We start from the raw sequence: 20,448 nt of genomic DNA on the forward strand, positions 1-20,448 counted from the left end.
TAGGACGGCTCGCCTTGGAATTTCAAGGAAATAACGCCATACGACAGCGGAATGGCTTCTGACGGGACTGAACGGACGGAAATGGCCGCAAAACGCGCCTATCTTGACTACAATGCCAGCGCGCCGCTGCTTGCGGCGGCACGCGAGGCCATGGTCGTGGCGTTCGATGCAGCCAACCCTTCATCGGTCCATGGTGAAGGTCGCGCCGCGCGGCGGCTGGTCGACAACGCCAGGCGCGACGTGGCCGCGCTCGTCAACGGCAAGGCCGAGCATGTCGTGTTCACCTCGGGTGCGACGGAGGCCGCCTCGACGCTTCTGACGCCGGACTGGCAGATGGGCCGGGGCGCGGTGCGCATGAGCCGTCTCTATGTCTGCGAGGCCGATCATCCCTGCCTGCTGAATGGTGGACGCTTTCCGTCGACCCAGGTGACGCGGATCGGTGTCGATGGCGACGGCATTGCCGATCTCGACGCGTTGAGGGCGGCGCTTGCTGCTCACGACAAGGCCGAAGGCCTTCCCCTGGTCGCGGTCCATGCCGCCAACAACGAAACCGGCGTCATCCAGCCTCTGGGTCGCATCGCCGAAATCGTCAAGGCTGCCGGTGGTGTTCTGGTGGTCGACGCCGTCCAGGCTGCTGGCCGCCTTTCGATCGATATGTCAGCGGGTTACGCCGATTACCTGATTCTGTCTTCGCACAAGATCGGCGGCCCCAAGGGCGTCGGTGCTCTTGTCGCGGCCTCCGACCTGATGATGCCGAGGCCGCTGATCAATGGCGGCGGCCAGGAAAAAGGTCATCGCGCCGGCACCGAGAACCTGGTCGGCATTGCCGGTTTTGGCGCCGCGGCGCGGGAAGCCGTGACCGGGCTGAAGGTCATCGAGGCCGTGCGTCAACGTCGTGACGAGGTCGAAACCATCGTGAAAACGCTGGTTTCTGACGTGGAAATCTTCGGAACCGGCGCGCCAAGGCTTGCCAACACGACATTCTTCGCTATTCCCGGCGTCAAGGCCGAGACGGCGCAGATCGCCTTCGATCTCGCAGGCATTGCGCTGTCGGCCGGCTCCGCCTGCTCGTCGGGCAAGGTCGGGCCGAGCCACGTGCTGAGAGCCATGGGCTATGGTGACAGTCTCGGCGCCCTGCGCGTGTCGATCGGTGCGGCGACGGGCGCGCAAGACATCGAACTGTTCCGCGCCGCGCTTGCGGGAATAGCCGCGCGTAGGGCGGACAAGGAAAAAGCCGCTTAGCGGTTGAGAGCATCGGACCGAAAAGTGCGTAGCGGTTTTTGGAAAATCCGATGCTTGAGTAAAATGATTTTGGGCCTTTCGGCCTGGTAGAGCCGTGCGTTTCATGGTGGCCGGGTGAATTTCCGGTCGAGGCGCACTATATGGAACTTACGCTGCCGCGGACGCTGCCAAGTGTCCATTTCGGCGGTGCCATAGTTTGAAAACTGTCGGGCCTTGACCCCGGCGTGGATGGAGAACGCATATGCCTGCTGTGCAGGACACGATCGATCGGGTCCGAAAGATCGACGTCGACCAATACAAATATGGATTCGAGACCGAGATCGCTGTGGACAAGGCCCCCAAGGGCCTGAGCGAAGACATCATCCGTTTCATTTCGGCCAAGAAGGACGAACCGGCCTGGATGCTGGAATGGCGTCTGGAAGCCTATCGCCGTTGGCTGACGCTGGAGGAGCCGACCTGGGCGCGCGTCGAGTATCCGAAGATCGATTTCCAGGACATCTATTACTATGCGGCGCCCAAGAGCACGCCCGGACCGACTTCGCTGAGCGACGTCGATCCGGAGATCTTGAAGGTCTATGAGAAGCTCGGCATTCCGCTCAAGGAACAGGAAATCCTGGCCGGCGTGCAGAAGACCGATGCCTCGGAGCTCGAGGAAGTCAGCGACAATGTCTACAAATCGGGCCGTGTCGCGGTCGATGCGGTGTTCGATTCCGTGTCCGTCGTCACCACCTTCAAGAAGGAGCTGGCGCAGGCCGGCGTCATCTTCTGCTCGATTTCGGAAGCCATCCGCGAATATCCCGAACTGGTGCAGAAATATCTGGGTTCGGTCGTGCCGACCTCTGACAATTTCTACGCGACGCTGAATTCGGCCGTCTTCACCGACGGCTCGTTCGTCTTCGTTCCCAAGGGCGTGCGCTGCCCGATGGAACTGTCGACCTATTTCCGCATGAACGAGAAGAACACCGGCCAATTCGAGCGCACGCTGATCATCGCCGAGGAGGGGGCCTACGTCTCCTATCTCGAAGGCTGCACGGCGCCGCAGCGCGACGAGAACCAGTTGCATGCCGCCGTCGTCGAACTGGTGGCGCTCGACGATGCCGAGATCAAGTATTCGACGGTGCAGAACTGGTACCCCGGCGACGCCGAGGGCAAGGGCGGCATCTACAATTTCGTCACCAAGCGCGGCGATTGCCGCGGCGACCGTTCCAAGATTTCGTGGACGCAGGTCGAGACCGGCTCCGCCATAACCTGGAAATATCCGAGCTGCATCCTGCGCGGCGACGATTCCCAGGGCGAGTTCTATTCGATCGCCGTGTCGAACGGCTACCAGCAGGTCGACTCGGGCACCAAGATGATCCACCTCGGCAAGAACACGTCGAGCCGCATCATCTCCAAGGGCATCGCCGCCGGCTTCTCGCAGAACACCTATCGCGGACAGGTCTCGGCGCACCGCAAGGCCGCCAACGCCCGCAATTTCACCAATTGCGACTCGCTGCTGATCGGCGACCAGTGCGGCGCGCATACCGTACCCTACATGGAAGCCAAGAACGCGACCGCCAAGTTCGAGCATGAGGCGACGACCTCGAAGATCTCCGAGGACCAGAAGTTTTACGTCATGCAGCGCGGCATCCCCGAGGAAGAGGCGATCGCGCTTATCGTCAACGGCTTCGTCAAGGACGTCATCCAGCAACTGCCGATGGAGTTCGCCGTCGAAGCGCAGAAGCTGATCGGCATCTCGCTGGAAGGCTCGGTGGGCTAGTGACCATGGCGAGCGGGCTGCCCAGAGAGGAAATCTGGTTTGCCGTCCGCTGGCGGCGGCTTTGGGCTGTCCGGCGCGAGGGCAACGTCGCCATGGCGAAATATGCCGGCGCGACCGTCGTCTCGGCATTCGCGGGCATCCTCTTGGCCGCCTTCGTCAATCTTTATGTCGGCATCGCGGTCTTCGCCATCGCCTTCGGCCTGTCCTTCTGGCGGTTCAAGGCGCTACAGCGCCGTCACACCGATTATTCGATCACTTACGACGACTATTTCAGAGAAAAGAACAATGCTTGAGATCAAGAACCTGCACGCCCGCATCGTCGACGACGGCACCGAAATCATCCGCGGTTTGAACCTGACGGTGAAAGCCGGCGAGGTCGCCGCCATCATGGGCCCGAACGGTTCGGGCAAGTCGACCTTGTCCTACATCCTCGCCGGCCGCGAGGATTATGAAGTGACAGAGGGCGACATCCTCTACAACGGCCAGTCGATCCTCGAAATGGATCCGGCCGAGCGCGCCACGTCGGGCATCTTCCTCGCCTTCCAGTATCCAATGGAGATACCGGGCGTGGCGACCATGGAATTCCTGAAAGTGGCCATGAACGAGCAGCGCAAGGCGCGCGGCGAGGAACCGCTGAAGATCCCGGAATTCCTGAAGCGCGTGAAGGATGCCGCCGGCTCGCTCAGCATGGACATGGCGATGCTGAAGCGGCCGCTCAATGTCGGCTTCTCCGGCGGCGAGAAGAAGCGCGCGGAGATCCTGCAGATGAAGCTCCTGGAGCCGAAGCTGTGCGTGCTCGACGAAACCGATTCCGGCCTCGACATCGATGCGCTCAAGATCGTTTCAGACGGCGTCAACGCGCTGCGCGCGCCTGACCGCGCCTTCCTGGTCATCACCCACTACCAGCGACTGCTTGAGCACATCGTTCCCGACACCGTTCACGTGCTCTACAAGGGCCAGGTCATCAAATCAGGCGACAAGTCGCTGGCGCTCGACCTCGAAGCCAATGGCTATGCCGGCGTGATCGGCGAAGCCGCGTGAGATGCCAGAAGGCAAGGTCAAACTGATGAATATGCACACACAACCGCAGCGGACTCCGGCCGAAACCGCGTTGATCGACGCGTTCGGCGACCGGCTGTCGCTGTTGCCGGGCGACGGCGCGGTGACGCTGAAGCGCGACGACGCCATCGAGGCGATCAAGCACGGCCTGCCGACGCGCCGCGTCGAATCCTGGCACTATACCGATCTGCGCCGGCTGTTGAATTCCGTTCCGGATTTCGACCCGGCCGCAATGGCCAAGGCGATTGCGCCGATCATCGACGGTTCCGCCGTGCTGCCGGTCCTGAACGGCAAGTCGGAAGCCAAGATGCCTTCCGTGGAAGGCGTGACCTTCCAGCGCCTGTCGGAAAAGCTGACCGATGGCAGCATTGCGCCGGGGCTCGATCCCTATGGCAGCGACGATGCGATCGGCGCGCTGAACACGGCTTTCGTCGCCGACGGCTATTTCATCGATATCGCCGACGGCACTGAACTGGAAAAGCCGATCGAGTTGCAGAATTTGCAGGCCGGCGGCCAGGCCCATGTGCGCTTGGCCGCGCGTGTCGGTGCCGGCGCCAAAGCCGTCATTGTCGAGCGCCAGGCGGGCGAGGGCGCTGCGCTGGTCAGTTCCGTCAGCCAGCTGGTGCTCGGCGAGGGCGCCGAGGTGACGTGGCTGATCGTGCAGGAGCAGCCGGATACAGCCACCCATCTGGCGCAGTTCAAGGCCCATATCGGCAAGAACGCCCGGCTGACGCTGTTCGTCATGAACGCTGGCGGCAGGCTGGTGCGCCAGGAGGTGCTGGTCAAGACGACGGGCGAAGGCGCCGACTTCAAGTTGCGCGGCATCAACCTTCTGGCCGGCGACACCCACACCGATGTGACGATGGTGCTCGACCATGCCGTGCCGCATACGACGTCGACCGAAATTATCCGCAACGTTGTGACCGGCAAGGCTCGCGGCGTTTTCCAGGGCCGCATCAACGTTCATCAATACGCGCAGAAGACCAACGCCAAGATGGCCTGCAACACGCTGCTTCTGTCTGATGATGGCGAGTTCTCGACAAAGCCGGAGCTCGAGATTTTCGCCGACGACGTTGTCTGCGGCCACGGCGCGACCGTCACCGAGATCGACCACAACCATCTGTTCTACCTGATGGCGCGCGGCGTCGACGAGAAGAGCGCACGCGGCCTGCTGGTGAAGGCGTTCGTCGCCGAGGTCATCGAGGAACTGGACGACGAGGGCATCGTCGAGGCGCTGGAAGCGCGGCTCGACGAGTGGTTCGTGACGCACGGGTGAGCCGCTTTCCTTCTCCCCTTGTGGGAGAAGGTGGATTGGCGCGAAGCGCCAAGACGGATCAGGGGTGCTGGACGGAATGAGGCGGTGCCTCGGAAGAGTTTGAGATGGACCAGAAGATCGAAACCATTCCCTACGACGTCGAAGCGATCCGCCGCGACTTCCCGATCCTGTCGCGGGAGGTCTACGGCAAACCACTGGTCTATCTCGACAATGGCGCCTCGGCGCAGAAGCCGCAGGTGGTGCTCGACACCATCCAGCACGCCTATTCCCAGGAATATGCCAACGTCCATCGCGGCCTGCATTTCCTGTCGAATGCCGCGACCGACGCCTACGAGAAGGCTCGCGAGACGGTGCGGCGCTTCCTCAACGCGCCGAGCACCGACAACATCGTCTTCACCTCGAACACGACCTCGGCCATCAACACCGTCGCCTACGGCTACGGCATGCCCAATATCGGCGAGGGCGACGAGATTGTGCTGTCGATCATGGAGCACCATTCCAACATCGTCCCCTGGCATTTCATCAGGGAAAGGCAGGGCGCCAAACTGGTGTGGGTGCCGGTCGACGACCTCGGCGCGTTCCACATCGAGGAATTCGAGAAGCGGCTGACGTCACGCACCAGGCTCGTCGCCATCACCCAGATGTCGAACGCGCTGGGCACGGTGACGCCGATCAAGGAGATCGTGCGCATCGCGCATGCGCGCGGAATTCCCGTGCTTGTCGACGGCAGCCAGAGCGCCGTGCACATGCCCATCGACGTCCAGGACCTCGACTGCGACTTCTTCGTCTTCACCGGACACAAGGTCTACGGCCCCTCGGGCATCGGCGTGCTTTACGGCAAGAAGGATATTCTGGCTGGCATGCGCCCCTTCATGGGTGGTGGCGAGATGATCGAGGAGGTGACGGAGGATATCGTCACCTACAACGAGCCGCCGCACCGCTTCGAGGCCGGCACGCCGCCGATCGTCCAGGCGATCGGGTTGGGTGCGGCGCTCGATTACATGGAAAAGATCGGCCGCGAACGCATCGCCGCGCATGAGGAAGACCTCAAGACCTACGCGCATGAGCGGCTGCGCGCCATCAATTCGCTGCGCATCTTCGGCGATGCGCCCGGCAAGGGCGCTATCATCTCCTTCGAACTGCAAGGTATTCATGCCCATGACGTCTCGATGGTGATAGACAGGCAGGGCGTGGCCGTGCGTGCCGGCACCCATTGCGCCCAACCGCTGTTGAAACGCTTCGGCGTAACCTCCACATGCAGGGCATCGTTCGGCATGTATAATACCAGAGCCGAAGTCGACGCTTTGGCCGATGCGCTGGACAAGGCGCGCAAATTCTTCGGGTGATGACCATGGACGATGTAAGCATATCAGCGGAGACCGCGCCGGAGACGGCCGCGAAAGGCGTTGTCTCGGCTTCGGCCATTCCCGCCGACGAACTGGCGCGGCTGACCGACGATATCGTCTCGGCGCTGAAGACGGTCTACGACCCGGAGATCCCCGCCGACATCTATGAGCTTGGCCTCGTCTACAAGATCGATATCGAGGATGACCGCTCGGTCAAGATCGACATGACGCTGACCGCGCCCGGCTGCCCGGTGGCCGGCGAGATGCCGGGCTGGGTGGAGAATGCCGTCGGTGCCGTCGAAGGCGTGTCGGGCGTCGAGGTCAACATGACCTTCGATCCGCCGTGGACGCCGGATCGCATGTCGGAAGAGGCGCAGGTGGCGGTCGGCTGGTACTGACGGGGGCCACGTGGAAGATTGGGAGATAGAAATTCCCGAATTCGTACCACCTCCGACCATGATACTGATGGAGCGATGGGGTGGCGACCGGCTTCTCAACAGTTTGGACAGCCCGGCTGCGTTTGACGCTGTGCTGAGCGAGATGCCGTCGAGCGTCGCCGATGTGGTTTGCGCTGACCTGTTGCTCGGCGATGTCCTCAACGGCTCCTTTCATCAATACTTCCACAATTCGTTCGGAATAACGATCACTCGTGCCATAGAGGCGATGCATAAGCTCGACTTGAGCGAGCATGCGGATGCCGCAGGGGTCGCTCTGGCGGTCTTTGGTCCTGATTTTCCGCGTGATCGCCAGCGACGAATGGACCAGATGGACGAGTTGCCGGAAACCGCGTTCGATGCTGCCACGGACCAATTCTATGCGGCCGAGGATCGCCATCCAACAAGTATGAACGACACGCTTCAGGCGGAAGCCTCCCGCCTCTTGTCCGAGAGCGAGCGACTGACTTGACGGCCCGGTGCTGTGCGGGGTTGCAGCATTCGAAAATGTTCACCATCTTAGGTAAGAATGATCCGCGGGCCTTGAACCCGTGCGAACGTGGAGAATGACATGGGACGCTTCGCCGTCATCACGATGACCGAAAAAGCCGCCGAGCGGGTGCGCGAGATCGTGGCCACGCGTGACAACGCGCATGGTATTCGCCTCGGCATCAAGAAGGGTGGCTGCGCGGGCATGGAATACACGGTCGACCTCGTCACCGAGCCGAACCCCAAGGACGACCATATCGAGCGCGACGGCGCCCACGTCTATGTCGCGCCGGAGGCAGCCCTGTTCCTGTTCGGCACGCAGATGGATTTCGAGCAGACGGTGCTGCGCACCGGCTTCACCTTCAACAATCCCAACCAGAGTTCGGCCTGTGGCTGCGGCGAATCCGTCGAGTTGAAGCCCGCCGACCTCAAGGCGCTGGCCGAGGCGCGTGCCTCGGCCTGATTTCCCTTCGCCCCGTAGACGGGGCGAAGACACTACTCCACCCACATGCCCGTCCGTTTGTGCCAGTCGGCGATCGATTCTTCTGGGTAGACGTCGAATGCCTTGTCGTTTTGGCCGATCACGGGCTCGACCCAGTTCGCCCTGTATTTCAGCATAAGATGCACCTTCTCCGGCGGTGTCGGCAGCTCGCTGTCGATCGCCGACGCAAAGGGATGCACCAGTTCAGGCCAGGTTGGGTCATAGAGCCAGAGCGCCGAGCCGCATTTCCTGCAGAAATTGCGCTCGCCGGTCGAGACCTCGCAATGCGGATGCTCGTCATCCTCGATCTCGGCCCGGTAGACGCCGAGGCTGCTCTTGCCCCTGATGTTCAACGTCTCGTAATCGGCGCCGAGGTTGATGGCAAAACCGCCGCCGCCTTGCTGCTTGCGGCAGATCGAACAGTAGCAGAGCATGAACGGCACCGGCGTGTGGCTTTCCACCTCGAAGCGGACGGCGTTGCAGCGGCAGGAGCCCTTGAGCAGGACAGGCATGGTGAAAAACTCCGATGGATGCTTTTCAACCTGTCAGCATGATTTTGGTTGCGGCGGTGACAGGATCCGGCGCCGGTGACATGATCGCGCCATGGACAATGAACGCATCGCCGAACTTTTCCAGGGCCTGGGGCCGGTCAGCATCCGCAGGCTGTTCGGCGGCAAGGGTATCTACTTCGAGGGCGTCATTGTCGCCATCGTGTTGCGCGGGGAGTTGAAGCTGAAGGCCGATGAGCAGAGCGCCCTGGATTTCGAAGCCGCCGGCTGCAAGCAGTGGACCTATACCGGCTCCCGCCACGGCAAGCTGGTGGCGATGCCTTACTGGAGCATTCCCGACAGCGCCTTCGACGATCCTGACGAGATGACGCTGTGGGCGCGGCGCGCCTACGAGGCGGGGCGAAGGGCGGGGAAGTGATTTCATCCGTTGCTGACGGCCACGAAGGGCACGTCGAGGCCGCCCCCTTATCCGGCCGCTTCGCGGCCACCTTCTCCCCGCTGGGGAGAAGAGACAGGCATCGGCGCCGGCGCGCTCCTCTCCCCTCGGGGAGAGGTCGGATTGCCCCGAATTGCTTTGCAATTCGGTCTTGGCAATCCGGGTGAGGGGGCCTTCGCCGCGCCTGCCTACAGCGCCTTGGCGATCTCGGCCGCCAGCCGCGCATTGTTTTCCACCAGCGCGATGTTGGTCTTGAGGCTCCGGCCGCCGGTGAGTTCGAGGATTTTCGCCAGCAGGAACGGCGTCACCGCCTTGCCGGTGACGTTGAGCGTCTCGGCGGCCTTTTGCGCGGCTTCGATGTAGCCGGCCATCTCCGCGGCCGGGATCTCCTGGTCTTCCGGGACGGGGTTGGCGATCAGAATGCCGCCGCCAAGACCGAGTGCGGCCCGCGTCTTGTAGAAATGGGCGATGTCTTGCGGCTTGTGCAAGGTCAGCGGCGCGCGGAAGGGCGACTGCCTGGACCAGAAGGCCGGCATGGTCTCGCAGCCATGGCCGATCACGGGTACGCCGCGCGTTTCCAGCACTTCCAGCGTCTTTTCGATGTCGAGGATCGCCTTGGCGCCGGCCGAGACGACGATGACCGGGGTGCGCGCCAGTTCATCGAGGTCGGCCGAGATATCGAAGCTCTTCTCTGCACCCTTGTGCACGCCGCCTATGCCGCCGGTGGCGAACACCTTGATTCCGACCATTTCAGCCGCGATCATCGTCGCGGCGACCGTGGTGCCACCGGTGCGGCCTTGCGCGACGGCGAAGCCGAGATCGGCGCGCGACAGCTTCATGGCGTCGCCGGTCATGGCCAGCGATTCGCGCTCGCCGTCGGACAGGCCGATCTTGATGCGCCCGCCGACCATGGCGATCGTCGCCGGCACCGCGCCGCCGTCGCCAATGATCTTCTCGACGTTCGCCGCCATGGCGCCATTGTCGGGATAGGGCATGCCATGGGTGATGATGGTGCTTTCCAGCGCCACAACCGGTCGGCCGGCGGCCAGCGCCTGCGCCACGGGCGCATGGATGTCGATGAAGGGACGGGCGGTTTCAGGCGTCATGTGGGTCTCCAATCCGCGGCGCCGTGCATCCATCCGGACGCGCAGGCCTCACCGCGGCACTATGATTTTGCCGGTCTCATGCCACTTCCCTGGCATCGGGCACAAGGGCCAGCGCTTCCGCGAAGTTCGCGGCGGTGAAATCGGGCACGGCGTTGGCGCTTTCGATCGCCAGCGTCGCCGCGGCGACGCCTTCGCGCAAGGCCTGCCGCAGCGGCAGGCCGCGCAACAGCGCCGCGACCGTCGCGCCGGCCAGCGCATCACCCGCGCCGGTGACGTCACTGACCCTTCTGGGGGCGGGTGGCTGGATCGAGAAGGCACCGGCCTCATCGAAGCCCAGCACCGGCCCGCTGCCCGCCGTGACCACGCCGCCGGCAAGGCCGCTGCATCGCAATCCGTCGATCGTCTCGCGCGCGCCGGCGCTCGCGCTGACGCCGGCCAGCACGACGGCCTCGCGCCGGTTCATGAAGAGCAGCGACAACGCGCCGAGCACCGGGATCAGCCGGACCACTTTGGCGGGCGAAATCGCAATGGCGAAAACCGGCTTGCCGGCGGCGAGCGCCAACAGCCGCTCGAGAGCGCTGGACGGCAGATTGGCGTCGCACAGAATGGCGTCGGCGGCAGCCACCGCCTCGCGCATCTTGGATCGCCTCATCTGCTTGGGGAACGCCAGATCGTAAAGCGCCATGTCGGCGAAGCCGACGATGAGTTCGCCCTCGCGGTCGATCAGCGCGGTATAGCTTGGCGTGGTGCGGTCCAGAAACACCGCCGACAGGTCGGCGATGCCCGCTTCCGCAATGGCGCGTGAAACGGTGTCGCCCGCGGCGTCGCCGCCGCGCACCGAGAGCAGGGAAGCCGCAACCCCGCGGCGCACCGTGCTGCGCAGCGCATTGAAGACGCCGCCGCCGACATCCTCCCGCATCGTGCCGGGATTGGAGGCGGCCGGCACATAGGCGCCGGACACCTGGCCGCGCCGGTCTATATGGGCGCCGCCCAGGGCCAGTATCTTTGCCGATGTCACCATGGCGGCGTTATGACCTGTGTTGTCGGGGTCGCACAAGCGTCAAGCCGCACGACAGATCTTCGCATCCGGGATGGCGATTCGGCGGATGATGACAAACGGCGCTTGGCCCAATGGCCGCCTTGCTCCTGCCCCGATGCATGAGACAAAAAAAGAACAAATCGCGATAATGATTGGAATTCAATATATTGGCGCCTCTTGCCAAATGAGAACAAAAAAGGTACAAATTGGCAGGGATTACGGATTGTCCGGCCTTCATTGACGACCAAGGGGTGATGTATCATGGCTCAGAATTCTTTGCGGCTTGTAGAGGACAAGGCAGTGGACAAATCAAAGGCTCTGGATGCGGCTCTGTCGCAAATCGAGCGGGCTTTCGGCAAGGGCTCGATCATGCGGCTCGGCGCCAACGAGCAGGTCGTCGAGATCGAGACGGTGCCGACCGGCTCGCTCGGCCTCGACATCGCGCTTGGCGTCGGTGGCCTGCCGCGCGGCCGCATCATCGAGATTTACGGGCCGGAAAGCTCGGGCAAGACGACGCTGGCGCTGCACACGGTGGCGGAAGCCCAGAAGAAGGGCGGCATCTGCGCCTTCGTCGATGCCGAGCACGCGCTTGATCCGGTCTATGCCCGCAAGCTCGGCGTCGATTTGGAAAACCTGCTGATCTCGCAGCCCGACACTGGCGAGCAGGCACTGGAAATCTGCGACACGCTGGTGCGTTCCGGAGCCATCGACGTGCTGGTGGTCGATTCGGTCGCCGCACTGACGCCGCGCGCCGAAATCGAAGGCGAGATGGGCGATTCGTTGCCGGGTCTGCAGGCCCGCCTGATGAGCCAGGCGCTGCGCAAGCTGACCGCCTCGATCTCGCGCTCCAACACCATGGTCATCTTCATCAACCAGATACGCATGAAGATCGGCGTCATGTTCGGTTCGCCCGAAACCACGACCGGCGGCAACGCACTGAAATTCTACGCTTCGGTGCGCCTCGACATCCGCCGCATCGGCTCGGTCAAGGATCGCGACGAGGTCGTCGGCAACCAGACCCGGGTCAAGGTGGTCAAGAACAAGCTGGCGCCGCCCTTCAAGGTGGTCGAGTTCGACATCATGTATGGCGAAGGCGTGTCGAAGACCGGCGAACTGGTCGACCTCGGCGTCAAGGCCGGCGTGGTCGAGAAGTCTGGCGCCTGGTTCTCCTACAATTCGCAGCGCCTCGGCCAGGGCCGCGAGAATGCAAAACTGTTCCTGCGCGACAATCCCGATACCGCACGCGAGATCGAACTGGCGCTGAGGCAGAATGCCGGTCTGATCGCCGAGAAATTCCTCGAAAATGGTGGCTCCGAGGGCAATGGCGACGACGGTTTTGAGGACGAAGCCGGCGCCATGTAGCAGCCGGGCAGTGGCCGGAGTTCGGCCATAATCCGGGTTTATGTCCTTGTGCTTATGTAATAGCGTTCTCAAGTATTGCGTACAGACCGCCGGCCTCGTGCCGGCGGTTTGCGTTTGTGGCCCCGTGCGAAGGCCGGTGTACCCTACGGATTGGCCCAATTCCGTGTTTCTGGACAGGCTCAAGAGCTACGGCTAAAAGGCCAGTCCATCTTCTAAAATACAAAAGCCCATTTTCCGCCGGTCCGGCCGGCGGCCCTCTCGAAAAGGCAGCAGTCATGAGTGGCGTGAACGAGATCCGGTCGACATTCCTCGACTATTTCCGCAAGGAGGGCCACGAGGTCGTGGCCTCGAGCCCGCTCGTGCCGCGCAACGATCCGACCTTGATGTTCACCAATGCCGGCATGGTGCAGTTCAAGAACGTCTTCACCGGACTGGAGAAGCGCTCCTATTCGCGCGCCACCACCGCGCAGAAAAGTGTTCGCGCCGGCGGCAAGCACAACGATCTCGACAATGTCGGCTATACCGCCCGCCATCTCACCTTCTTCGAGATGCTCGGCAATTTCTCCTTCGGCGACTACTTCAAGGAGCGCGCCATCGAGCTTGCCTGGAACCTGATCACCAAAGAGTTCGGGTTGAAGAAGGACAAGCTGCTGGTCACCGTCTACCACACGGACGACGAGGCGGCCGGCTACTGGAAGAAGATTGCCGGTTTCTCCGACGATCGCATCATCCGCATCCCGACCTCGGACAATTTCTGGGCGATGGGCGACACCGGCCCGTGCGGGCCATGCTCGGAGATATTCATCGATCGCGGCGACCATATCTGGGGCGGGCCTCCCGGCAGCCCGGAAGAGGATGGCGACCGCTTCCTCGAATTCTGGAACCTGGTGTTCATGCAATATGAACAGGTGACGAAGGAAGAGCGCATCGACCTGCCGCGCCCGTCCATCGACACCGGCATGGGCCTGGAGCGCATGGCGTCCATCCTGCAGGGGGTTGAAAGCGTCTTCGAGACCGACCTGTTCCGCCACCTGATCGACGCTGCGTCCTCGGCGCTCGGGCGCGCCCCGGACGCGGAGACGGTGGCGTCCTACCGCGTGATCGCCGATCATCTGCGGTCGTCGTCCTTCCTGGTGGCCGACGGTGTTTTGCCGTCGAACGAAGGCCGCGGCTATGTGCTGCGCCGCATCATGCGTCGCGCCATGCGTCACGCGCAGTTGCTCGGTGCGAACGAGCCGCTGATGTGGAAGCTGGTGCCGGCGCTGTTGCGCGAGATGGGCCAGGCCTATCCAGAACTGCTGCGCGGCGAACAGTTGATATCAGAGACACTGAAGCTCGAGGAAACGAGGTTCCGCAAGACGCTGGTGCGCGGCCTCGGCCTGCTCTCGGAGGCGACGGAAACGCTGCACGCCGGCGACATGCTGGATGGCGAGACGGCCTTCAAGCTCTACGACACCTACGGCTTCCCGCTCGACCTGACGCAGGATGCACTGCGCCAGCGCAGCATCTCGGTCGATCTCGCCGGCTTCACCAATGCGATGGAGCAGCAGAAGGCCGAGGCGCGCAAGCATTGGGCCGGTTCCGGCGAAGCCGCCACCGAGACGGTCTGGTTCCCGGTGCGCGAAAAGGCCGGCGCGACCGAGTTCCTCGGCTATGAGACCGAACAGGCGGAAGGCCTCATCCAGGCATTGGTCAAGGACGGCAAGACCGTCGACAGCGCCAGCAAGGGCGAGGCCGTCGCGGTCGTCGTCAACCAGACGCCGTTCTATGGTGAATCCGGCGGCCAGATGGGCGACACCGGCGTCATTTCCGGCGACGGCTTCTCGATCGAGATTTCCGATACGCAGAAGAAGGCCGATGGCCTTTTCGTGCATCTCGGCAAGGTGGCGAGCGGTACAGTCAAGACGGGTGCAGCTGTCGAACTGAAGGTCGATCATGCCAGGCGGACCCGGCTGCGCGCCAATCACTCCGCGACGCATCTGATCCATGAGGCGTTGCGCGAGGTGCTGGGCACCCATGTCGCGCAGAAGGGCTCGCTGGTCGCGCCCGAGCGCCTGCGTTTCGACATCTCGCACAACAAGCCGATCTCGGCCGAGGAACTCGAAGAGGTCGAGCGCATGGCCAACGAGATCGTCGTCCAGAACAGCCCGGTGACAACACGCCTGATGTCGGTCGACGATGCCATCGCCGAGGGCGCCATGGCGCTGTTCGGCGAGAAGTATGGTGACGAGGTGCGCGTCGTCTCGATGGGCACCGGCCTGCATGGCGCCAAGGCGAACCGGCCCTATTCGGTGGAGCTCTGCGGCGGCACGCATGTCCGGTCGACCGGCGACATCGGCCTCGTGCGCATCGTCTCGGATGGCGGGGTCGCCGCCGGCGTTCGCCGCATCGAGGCGCTGACCGGCGAGGCGGCGCGCAGGCACCTCGATGAGCAGGACCGGCGCCTGAAAGCGGCTGCCGCAACGCTGAAAATTTCGCCTGCCGATGTGCCGGCGCGCGTCGAAGCTTTGCTTGAGGAGCGCAAGAAGCTCGAAAAGGAACTAAGCGAAGCCCGCAAGAAGCTGGCGCTCGGCGGCGGCTCGGCCGCCGGCGCTGCCCAGGAGAACGAGGTGGTCGCGGGCGTCGGCTTCCTCGGCAAGTCGGTCTCGGGCGTCTCGCCGAAGGACCTGAAGCCGCTCGCCGATGCCGGCAAGACCTCGCTCGGCTCGGGCGTCGTCGTTTTCGTCGGCGCCGGTGAGGACAACAAGGCGAGCGTCGTTGTGGCCGTCACCGATGATCTGGTCGGCCGTTTCAGCGCGGTCGATCTGGTGCGCGTTGCCTCCGCCGCACTGGGCGGGCAGGGCGGCGGCGGCCGGCCAGACATGGCGCAGGCCGGCGGTCCGGATGCGTCGAAGGCCAATGACGCGATCGCCGCGGTCAGGGCGGCGCTGGAGGCGGCCTGATCGCCGGTTACTTGTAAAAGGCCCGCATCAAAGGACCTTTTGCCGTTCGCCCGGCCGCCGCAAGTCAGCAGGATTTGTCAAATCGGACTATGGTTTCGTCCGGCTGATCGATTGCAAAGAAAGCGCGACATGAACGGCGATACGGCATGGGCGGTCTACGAGACGCGCCTGAGCAAGGTTCTGAACTACATCCACGAGCATCTCGATGAGGAGCTCGACATGGATCGGCTTGCCGAAATCGCCTGCCTGTCGAGCTATCACTGGCATCGGATCTATCGCGCTATCTATGGCGAGACGCTAGCGGCCACGGTCAAGCGACTACGGCTGCATCGGGCGGCCGGCGAGATCGTCGCGACGGATCTGTCCGTCAGCAACATTGCAAGACGATTTGGCTATCCCAATGTCCAATCGTTCAACCGTATCTTCAGATCGGTCTACGGCATGCCGCCGGCACGCTATCGGAAGGAAGGAAGCCACAGGAACTTTGACACAAGCTATCAAGGAAAGGCTTCCTCCATGTTCGATGTTTCCATTCGCCAGATCCCGCAAACGCATCTTGCCGGCGTTGCCCATTCAGGCTCCTACATGCAGATCGGCAAGGCTTTCGAGCAACTCTTCGGCGCGCTCTATGCACGCGGGCTTGCTCGTCCCGACATGCGCATGATCGGCATTTATCTCGACGATCCCGACATCGTCGCGGCCGACGACCTGCGCTCATACGCTTGCGTCACCGCTAAGGCCGGTTTGCCGGTTGCCCAGCCGCTTGAAAGCAGGACAATCGAGGGCGGCGACTACGCGGTCCTGCGCCACAAGGGACCTTACGCCAACATGCACAAGGCCTATGAGTGGCTTTATGCCGAATGGCTGCCGAAATCCGGGCGCCGGTTGCGGGACAGCGTCATGTTCGAGGAATATCTCAACAATCCGCGAGAAGTTGCGCCGACGGAATTGTTGACCGAAATCCACATGCCGCTGGCGTAGCGCCGGAGCGTCCTGCGGCGGATTCCGTCGCGGTGGCGTCGAGCCGGGCCCTCTGACTTGTCCATGGTATGAATCAGGAAGAGCCGCGGAAATCTGCGGCTCTTTACTCGTGCCGGTAGGCACCTGGACCTGTGGCTCAGCCGGCCTTTTCAGTGCGCACAAAGCTCGCACGGGCGGAGATGCGGGCATACCAATCCCAAATCTCCGTGAAGCGCGCCAGAAGATCGCGCCCTTCCGGAACCTTGACGAAATAGCTGATGATCGGCGCTGTGTGCAGGTCCGCCAGCGTCAGCTGACCGCCAAGCAGCCAGGGTCCATCCGGCTTCAACGACGTCATGACCTTTAGCAACTTCCCCGCCTGGTCCAGGCCGCTTGCGATCAGGCCCTCATCCGGCTTGGCCTTCTCCAGTCGCTCCACCGCAACGTCCCAGACCATCGCGCGGTAGCCATAGGCGTCGAGCATGCAGATGATCTGGCTCATCCTGGCGCGGCCGCGCGCATCTGCCGGCTGGAGGGCAGGGCCGTCGAAGGCTTCGTCGATGTAGCGTGCGATGGCATTGGTCTCGAACAGGCGAAAACCGTCATGTTCGAAAGCCGGGATGCGGCCGAAGGGATGGTGCTCCAGATACCAGCTGGGAATGCCGTCAGTGGCAAAGATGTCGAGAGGCACGAGTTCGTAATCGACGCCTTTCTCCTCAAGCGCCATCCGCGCGATGCGGACATAGACGCTGTAGTCGGCGCCATAGAGGACTCGCTTGGTCATCGAAGAGGCCCTTCGTTGCGCTGATCTTCCACCAAAAGAAGAAGGCTCCTTGCGGAGCCTTCGGTATATCAGAGATTGAGATTACCCCATCGCCTTCTGCAAATTCTCGTCGATTTTGTCGAGGAAGCCGGTGGTCGACAGCCAGGGCTGGTCGGGGCCGATCAGAAGCGACAGGTCCTTGGTCATGAAGCCGCTCTCGACGGTCTGGATACAGACTTTCTCCAGTGTGTCGGCGAAGCGCTTCAATTCGGCGTTGTCGTCGAGCTTGGCGCGGTGGGCGAGGCCACGCGTCCAGGCGAAGATCGAAGCGATCGAATTGGTCGAGGTTTCCTCGCCCTTCTGGTGCTGGCGATAGTGGCGGGTCACGGTACCGTGCGCGGCTTCGGCTTCCACCGTCTTGCCGTCCGGCGTCATCAGCACCGAGGTCATCAGGCCGAGCGAGCCAAAGCCCTGCGCCACCGTGTCGGACTGCACGTCGCCGTCATAGTTCTTGCAGGCCCAGACATAGCCGCCCGACCATTTCAGGGCGGAGGCCACCATGTCGTCGATCAGGCGGTGCTCGTACCAGATCTTCTTTGCCTTGAATTCCGCCTCGAACTCAGCCTCGTAGACTTCCTGGAAAATGTCCTTGAAGCGGCCGTCATAGGCTTTCAGGATTGTGTTCTTGGTCGAGAGATAGACCGGATAGTTGCGCAGCAGGCCGTAGTTCAGCGACGCCCGGGCAAACTCGCGGATCGACTCATCGAGATTGTACATCGCCATGGCGACGCCGGCGCCGGGTGCGTCGAACACGTCATGCTCGATGACCTGGCCATCCTCGCCGACGAACTTGATCGTCAGCTTGCCCTTGCCGGGGAAGCGGAAATCCGTGGCGCGGTACTGGTCGCCGAAGGCATGGCGGCCGACGATGATCGGCTTAGTCCAGCCGGGCACCAGGCGCGGCACGTTCTTCATGATGATCGGTTCGCGGAAGATGGTGCCGCCGAGGATGTTGCGGATCGTGCCGTTCGGCGACTTCCACATCTTCTTCAGCTTGAACTCCTCGACGCGCTGCTCGTCGGGGGTGATGGTCGCGCATTTGACGCCGACGCCATACTTCTTGATGGCGTTGGCCGAATCGATCGTCACCTGGTCGTTGGTGGCGTCGCGGTGCTCGATGCCGAGGTCGTAATATTCAAGCTTCAGGTCGAGATAAGGGTGGATCAGCTTGTCCTTGATGAACTGCCAGATGATGCGGGTCATCTCGTCGCCGTCGAGTTCGACGACCGGGTTCGCCACCTTGATCTTCGCCATGGAAAGAATGCCTCGTTGCTGGGAATGGGACGGCCTTGCCCGCGTGGCGTCGGCCGGGGGATGCGCCCGTATATCAAAGCGCTTTTGGCCACGCAAACGGCGATCGGTCACGAAGTGAGGCGATGGCTGCCGTCATTTGCGAATGCTTCATTTTCGCGGCCGAATATGGCAGGGGACGCTGAAATGCCGCAAACAGCAGTTCATTGACAATCATGCCAGTCATCGAAGATACCGCCACCCACCCAGCCGCAGGTCCGGCCATCATCCTCGTCGAGCCGCAGCTTGGCGAGAACATCGGCATGGTCGCACGCGCCATGGCCAATTTCGGCCTGGTCGAACTGCGCCTGGTCAACCCGCGCGACGGCTGGCCGAACGAGAAGGCGCGCGCCGCCGCCAGCCGTGCCGATCACGTCATCGATACCGTCAGCGTTTTCGACGATCTCGCTTCGGCGATCGCCGACCTCAATTTCGTCTTTGCCACCACGGCGCGCGAGCGCGACGGGTTCAAGCAGGTACGCGGGCCGGTCGAAGCGGGCAGGGCGCTCAGGGCGCGCTCCCAGGCCGGCCTGCGCACGGGCATTCTGTTCGGTCGCGAACGCTTCGGCCTTTATAATGAAGAGGTCGGCCTCGCCGACGAGATCGTGACCTTCCCGGTCGATCCGGGCTTTTCCTCTCTCAACATCGCTCAGGCCGTGCTGCTGATGTCCTATGAATGGATGAAGTCCGGCCTTGAGGACGAGACGCAGACCAACTTCGCCGGCCCCGAACTGGTCCCGGCGACCAAAGAGCAACTGCACAGCCTGTTCGGCTATCTGGAAGGCGCGCTCGAAGCCCGCGGCTATTTCCGCCCGGCGGCCAAGAAACCGAAGATGGTAGACAATCTGCGCGCCGTGCTGACGCGGGCTGGTTTCGCCGAGCCGGAATTGAAGGTCCTGCGCGGCATCATCTCCTCGCTCGACAGGTTTTCGCCGGCGATGCCACGCGGCGATGGCTCACCGGGCGATGATCCGCGGCGGCTTCCCGCCGCCGCGCGTACGGACAAGGCGGAAGCCGATCGCAAGACAGCGCATCCGCCCGCCGGTGACGACGAGGATGCGCCGCCGCTGGGTGGCAAGGGAACCGACAATGACTGACCAGCCGATCCTGATGTTCGATTCCGGCGTCGGCGGCCTGACCGTGTTGCGCGAGGCCCGGGTGTTGATGCCGGACCGGCGCTTCATCTATGTCGCCGACGATGCGGCTTTCCCCTTCGGCGCCTGGGAAGAGCCGGCGCTGCGTACCCACATACTCGCGCTGTTCGCCAAGCTGCTGGAGCGGTTTACGCCGGCCATTTCGGTCATCGCGTGCAACACCGCCTCCACGCTGGTGATCGACGCGCTACGCGAGGCCTTTCCCGGCCATCCCTTTGTCGGCACCGTGCCGGCGGTCAAGCCTGCGGCGGAACGCACGCGCTCCGGCCTTGTGTCCGTGCTGGCGACACCGGGAACGGTAAAACGTCAGTACACGCGCGATCTGATCAGCAAATGGGCGCAGAAATGCCATGTCCGCCTGGTCGGCAGCGACAGGCTGGCGGGGCTTGCCGAAGCCTACATGCGCGAGGGCTTCGTCGACGAAGAGGCCGTGCGCGCCGAGATCACGCCATGCTTCATGGAGCGTGACGGGCAGCGCACGGACATCGTCGTGCTCGCCTGCACCCACTATCCTTTTCTCGTAAACCGCATGCGCAAGACCGCGCCCTGGCCGGTCGACTGGATCGATCCGGCCGAGGCGATTGCCCGGCGCGCGCTGTCGCTGCTGCCGCCAATCGACGGCCCGCGGCGGCAAAGCGAACCCGACATGGCCGTCTTCACCTCGGGCAAGGCGGATTTCGCCGTTAGCCGGCTGATGCAGGGTTTTGGACTGTCGGTTCGCTGACGGGAAATGCCCGTCGC

At 63.0% G+C, this 20,448-nt stretch carries 20 protein-coding genes; 15 read left to right on the top strand and 5 right to left on the bottom strand.

Translation table 11 applies throughout. The annotated features are described in order from the left end of the window. Positions 1-81 precede the first annotated feature (81 nt). The 9 genes from FFS37_RS05735 (at position 82) to sufA (ending at position 8,068) form a co-directional block, all read left to right on the top strand. Positions 82-1,242, top strand: a complete 1,161-nt coding sequence (locus FFS37_RS05735; protein WP_137929968.1) for a cysteine desulfurase family protein — start codon at positions 82-84, stop codon at positions 1,240-1,242. Between the two features lie 241 nt (positions 1,243-1,483). Beyond that, positions 1,484-3,001, top strand: coding sequence for a Fe-S cluster assembly protein SufB (gene sufB / locus FFS37_RS05740; RefSeq protein WP_137929969.1), 1,518 nt, complete (start codon positions 1,484-1,486; stop codon positions 2,999-3,001). Positions 3,002-3,006: 5 nt separating this feature from the next. Beyond that, complete coding sequence (locus FFS37_RS05745; protein ID WP_137929970.1) at positions 3,007-3,294, top strand: hypothetical protein; 288 nt, start codon at positions 3,007-3,009, stop codon at positions 3,292-3,294. Next, positions 3,287-4,042: a Fe-S cluster assembly ATPase SufC gene (gene sufC, locus FFS37_RS05750; protein WP_137929971.1), complete on the top strand. Its 756-nt coding sequence runs from the start codon at positions 3,287-3,289 to the stop codon at positions 4,040-4,042. The genes FFS37_RS05745 and sufC overlap by 8 nt, the downstream gene beginning before the upstream one ends. A gap of 25 nt (positions 4,043-4,067) precedes the next feature. Continuing rightward, positions 4,068-5,336 carry a Fe-S cluster assembly protein SufD gene (gene sufD / locus FFS37_RS05755; protein WP_137929972.1) on the top strand — a complete coding sequence of 423 codons (1,269 nt, stop codon included), beginning with the start codon at positions 4,068-4,070 and terminating at the stop codon, positions 5,334-5,336. A 104-nt stretch (positions 5,337-5,440) separates the two neighbouring features. Continuing rightward, complete coding sequence (locus tag FFS37_RS05760; RefSeq protein WP_137929973.1) at positions 5,441-6,682, top strand: cysteine desulfurase; 1,242 nt, start codon at positions 5,441-5,443, stop codon at positions 6,680-6,682. Positions 6,683-6,687: 5 nt separating this feature from the next. Further along, a complete protein-coding gene (locus tag FFS37_RS05765) occupies positions 6,688-7,080 on the top strand; it encodes an SUF system Fe-S cluster assembly protein (RefSeq protein WP_137929974.1) in 393 nt (130 codons plus the stop codon). A gap of 10 nt (positions 7,081-7,090) precedes the next feature. After that, positions 7,091-7,588 (top strand): DMP19 family protein, encoded by a 498-nt coding sequence (locus FFS37_RS05770; RefSeq protein ID WP_137929975.1) that lies wholly within the window; start codon positions 7,091-7,093, stop codon positions 7,586-7,588. Between the two features lie 99 nt (positions 7,589-7,687). Then, entirely contained in the window at positions 7,688-8,068 is a 381-nt protein-coding gene (gene sufA / locus FFS37_RS05775; RefSeq protein WP_137929976.1) for a Fe-S cluster assembly scaffold SufA, read from the top strand. 32 nt (positions 8,069-8,100) lie between these two features. On the opposite strand, the gene FFS37_RS05780 is transcribed toward sufA, so the two are convergent. Next, the gene (locus FFS37_RS05780) at positions 8,101-8,598 is read right to left on the bottom strand and encodes a GFA family protein (RefSeq protein WP_137929977.1); all 498 of its coding nucleotides are present in this window, start codon (positions 8,596-8,598) and stop codon (positions 8,101-8,103) included. Between the two features lie 91 nt (positions 8,599-8,689). Here FFS37_RS05780 and FFS37_RS05785 point away from each other — a divergent pair, with 91 nt between their 5' ends. Then, a complete protein-coding gene (locus FFS37_RS05785; RefSeq protein ID WP_137929978.1) occupies positions 8,690-9,013 on the top strand; it encodes a TfoX/Sxy family protein in 324 nt (107 codons plus the stop codon). A 206-nt stretch (positions 9,014-9,219) separates the two neighbouring features. Here the strand turns inward: FFS37_RS05785 and FFS37_RS05790 are convergent, their stop codons facing one another. Both FFS37_RS05790 and FFS37_RS05795 read right to left on the bottom strand, forming a co-directional pair. Further along, a complete protein-coding gene (locus tag FFS37_RS05790) occupies positions 9,220-10,137 on the bottom strand; it encodes a pseudouridine-5'-phosphate glycosidase (RefSeq protein ID WP_137929979.1) in 918 nt (305 codons plus the stop codon). A 76-nt stretch (positions 10,138-10,213) separates the two neighbouring features. After that, positions 10,214-11,158 carry a carbohydrate kinase family protein gene (locus FFS37_RS05795; RefSeq protein WP_137929980.1) on the bottom strand — a complete coding sequence of 315 codons (945 nt, stop codon included), beginning with the start codon at positions 11,156-11,158 and terminating at the stop codon, positions 10,214-10,216. 279 nt (positions 11,159-11,437) lie between these two features. Here FFS37_RS05795 and recA point away from each other — a divergent pair, with 279 nt between their 5' ends. The 3 genes from recA (at position 11,438) to FFS37_RS05810 (ending at position 16,461) form a co-directional block, all read left to right on the top strand. Then, positions 11,438-12,538 (top strand): recombinase RecA, encoded by a 1,101-nt coding sequence (recA, locus tag FFS37_RS05800; RefSeq protein WP_013895892.1) that lies wholly within the window; start codon positions 11,438-11,440, stop codon positions 12,536-12,538. A 275-nt stretch (positions 12,539-12,813) separates the two neighbouring features. Then, on the top strand, positions 12,814-15,480 hold the full coding sequence (gene alaS / locus FFS37_RS05805; protein WP_137929981.1) for an alanine--tRNA ligase: 2,667 nt from the start codon (positions 12,814-12,816) through the stop codon (positions 15,478-15,480). Between the two features lie 129 nt (positions 15,481-15,609). Beyond that, complete coding sequence (locus tag FFS37_RS05810) at positions 15,610-16,461, top strand: AraC family transcriptional regulator (protein WP_137929982.1); 852 nt, start codon at positions 15,610-15,612, stop codon at positions 16,459-16,461. Positions 16,462-16,597: 136 nt separating this feature from the next. On the opposite strand, the gene FFS37_RS05815 is transcribed toward FFS37_RS05810, so the two are convergent. Next, on the bottom strand, positions 16,598-17,224 hold the full coding sequence (locus FFS37_RS05815) for a glutathione S-transferase family protein (protein ID WP_137929983.1): 627 nt from the start codon (positions 17,222-17,224) through the stop codon (positions 16,598-16,600). An 81-nt stretch (positions 17,225-17,305) separates the two neighbouring features. Then, positions 17,306-18,517: an NADP-dependent isocitrate dehydrogenase gene (locus FFS37_RS05820; RefSeq protein WP_137929984.1), complete on the bottom strand. Its 1,212-nt coding sequence runs from the start codon at positions 18,515-18,517 to the stop codon at positions 17,306-17,308. A 212-nt stretch (positions 18,518-18,729) separates the two neighbouring features. Here FFS37_RS05820 and FFS37_RS05825 point away from each other — a divergent pair, with 212 nt between their 5' ends. Beyond that, a complete protein-coding gene (locus tag FFS37_RS05825) occupies positions 18,730-19,650 on the top strand; it encodes an RNA methyltransferase (RefSeq protein ID WP_137929985.1) in 921 nt (306 codons plus the stop codon). Then, complete coding sequence (gene murI / locus FFS37_RS05830) at positions 19,643-20,431, top strand: glutamate racemase (RefSeq protein WP_137929986.1); 789 nt, start codon at positions 19,643-19,645, stop codon at positions 20,429-20,431. Before FFS37_RS05825 ends, murI begins: the two co-directional genes overlap by 8 nt. The last annotated feature ends 17 nt before the right edge of the window (positions 20,432-20,448 follow it).

Source organism: Mesorhizobium comanense, from assembly GCF_005503535.1.
GTDB lineage: Bacteria > Pseudomonadota > Alphaproteobacteria > Rhizobiales > Rhizobiaceae > Mesorhizobium > Mesorhizobium comanense.

Excerpts from the sequence above, each read along its gene's own strand:
- FFS37_RS05735 (WP_137929968.1), top strand. The coding sequence starts at position 82 with ATGGCCGCAAAACGCGCCTATCTTGACTACAATGCCAGCGCGCCGCTG.
- sufB (WP_137929969.1), top strand. The coding sequence starts at position 1,484 with ATGCCTGCTGTGCAGGACACGATCGATCGGGTCCGAAAGATCGACGTC.
- FFS37_RS05745 (WP_137929970.1), top strand. The coding sequence starts at position 3,007 with ATGGCGAGCGGGCTGCCCAGAGAGGAAATCTGGTTTGCCGTCCGCTGG.
- sufC (WP_137929971.1), top strand. The coding sequence starts at position 3,287 with ATGCTTGAGATCAAGAACCTGCACGCCCGCATCGTCGACGACGGCACC.
- sufD (WP_137929972.1), top strand. The coding sequence starts at position 4,068 with ATGAATATGCACACACAACCGCAGCGGACTCCGGCCGAAACCGCGTTG.
- FFS37_RS05760 (WP_137929973.1), top strand. The coding sequence starts at position 5,441 with ATGGACCAGAAGATCGAAACCATTCCCTACGACGTCGAAGCGATCCGC.
- FFS37_RS05765 (WP_137929974.1), top strand. The coding sequence starts at position 6,688 with ATGGACGATGTAAGCATATCAGCGGAGACCGCGCCGGAGACGGCCGCG.
- sufA (WP_137929976.1), top strand. The coding sequence starts at position 7,688 with ATGGGACGCTTCGCCGTCATCACGATGACCGAAAAAGCCGCCGAGCGG.
- FFS37_RS05780 (WP_137929977.1), bottom strand. The coding sequence starts at position 8,598 with ATGCCTGTCCTGCTCAAGGGCTCCTGCCGCTGCAACGCCGTCCGCTTC.
- FFS37_RS05785 (WP_137929978.1), top strand. The coding sequence starts at position 8,690 with ATGGACAATGAACGCATCGCCGAACTTTTCCAGGGCCTGGGGCCGGTC.
- FFS37_RS05790 (WP_137929979.1), bottom strand. The coding sequence starts at position 10,137 with ATGACGCCTGAAACCGCCCGTCCCTTCATCGACATCCATGCGCCCGTG.
- FFS37_RS05795 (WP_137929980.1), bottom strand. The coding sequence starts at position 11,158 with ATGGTGACATCGGCAAAGATACTGGCCCTGGGCGGCGCCCATATAGAC.
- recA (WP_013895892.1), top strand. The coding sequence starts at position 11,438 with ATGGCTCAGAATTCTTTGCGGCTTGTAGAGGACAAGGCAGTGGACAAA.
- alaS (WP_137929981.1), top strand. The coding sequence starts at position 12,814 with ATGAGTGGCGTGAACGAGATCCGGTCGACATTCCTCGACTATTTCCGC.
- FFS37_RS05810 (WP_137929982.1), top strand. The coding sequence starts at position 15,610 with ATGAACGGCGATACGGCATGGGCGGTCTACGAGACGCGCCTGAGCAAG.
- FFS37_RS05815 (WP_137929983.1), bottom strand. The coding sequence starts at position 17,224 with ATGACCAAGCGAGTCCTCTATGGCGCCGACTACAGCGTCTATGTCCGC.
- FFS37_RS05820 (WP_137929984.1), bottom strand. The coding sequence starts at position 18,517 with ATGGCGAAGATCAAGGTGGCGAACCCGGTCGTCGAACTCGACGGCGAC.
- FFS37_RS05825 (WP_137929985.1), top strand. The coding sequence starts at position 18,730 with ATGCCAGTCATCGAAGATACCGCCACCCACCCAGCCGCAGGTCCGGCC.
- murI (WP_137929986.1), top strand. The coding sequence starts at position 19,643 with ATGACTGACCAGCCGATCCTGATGTTCGATTCCGGCGTCGGCGGCCTG.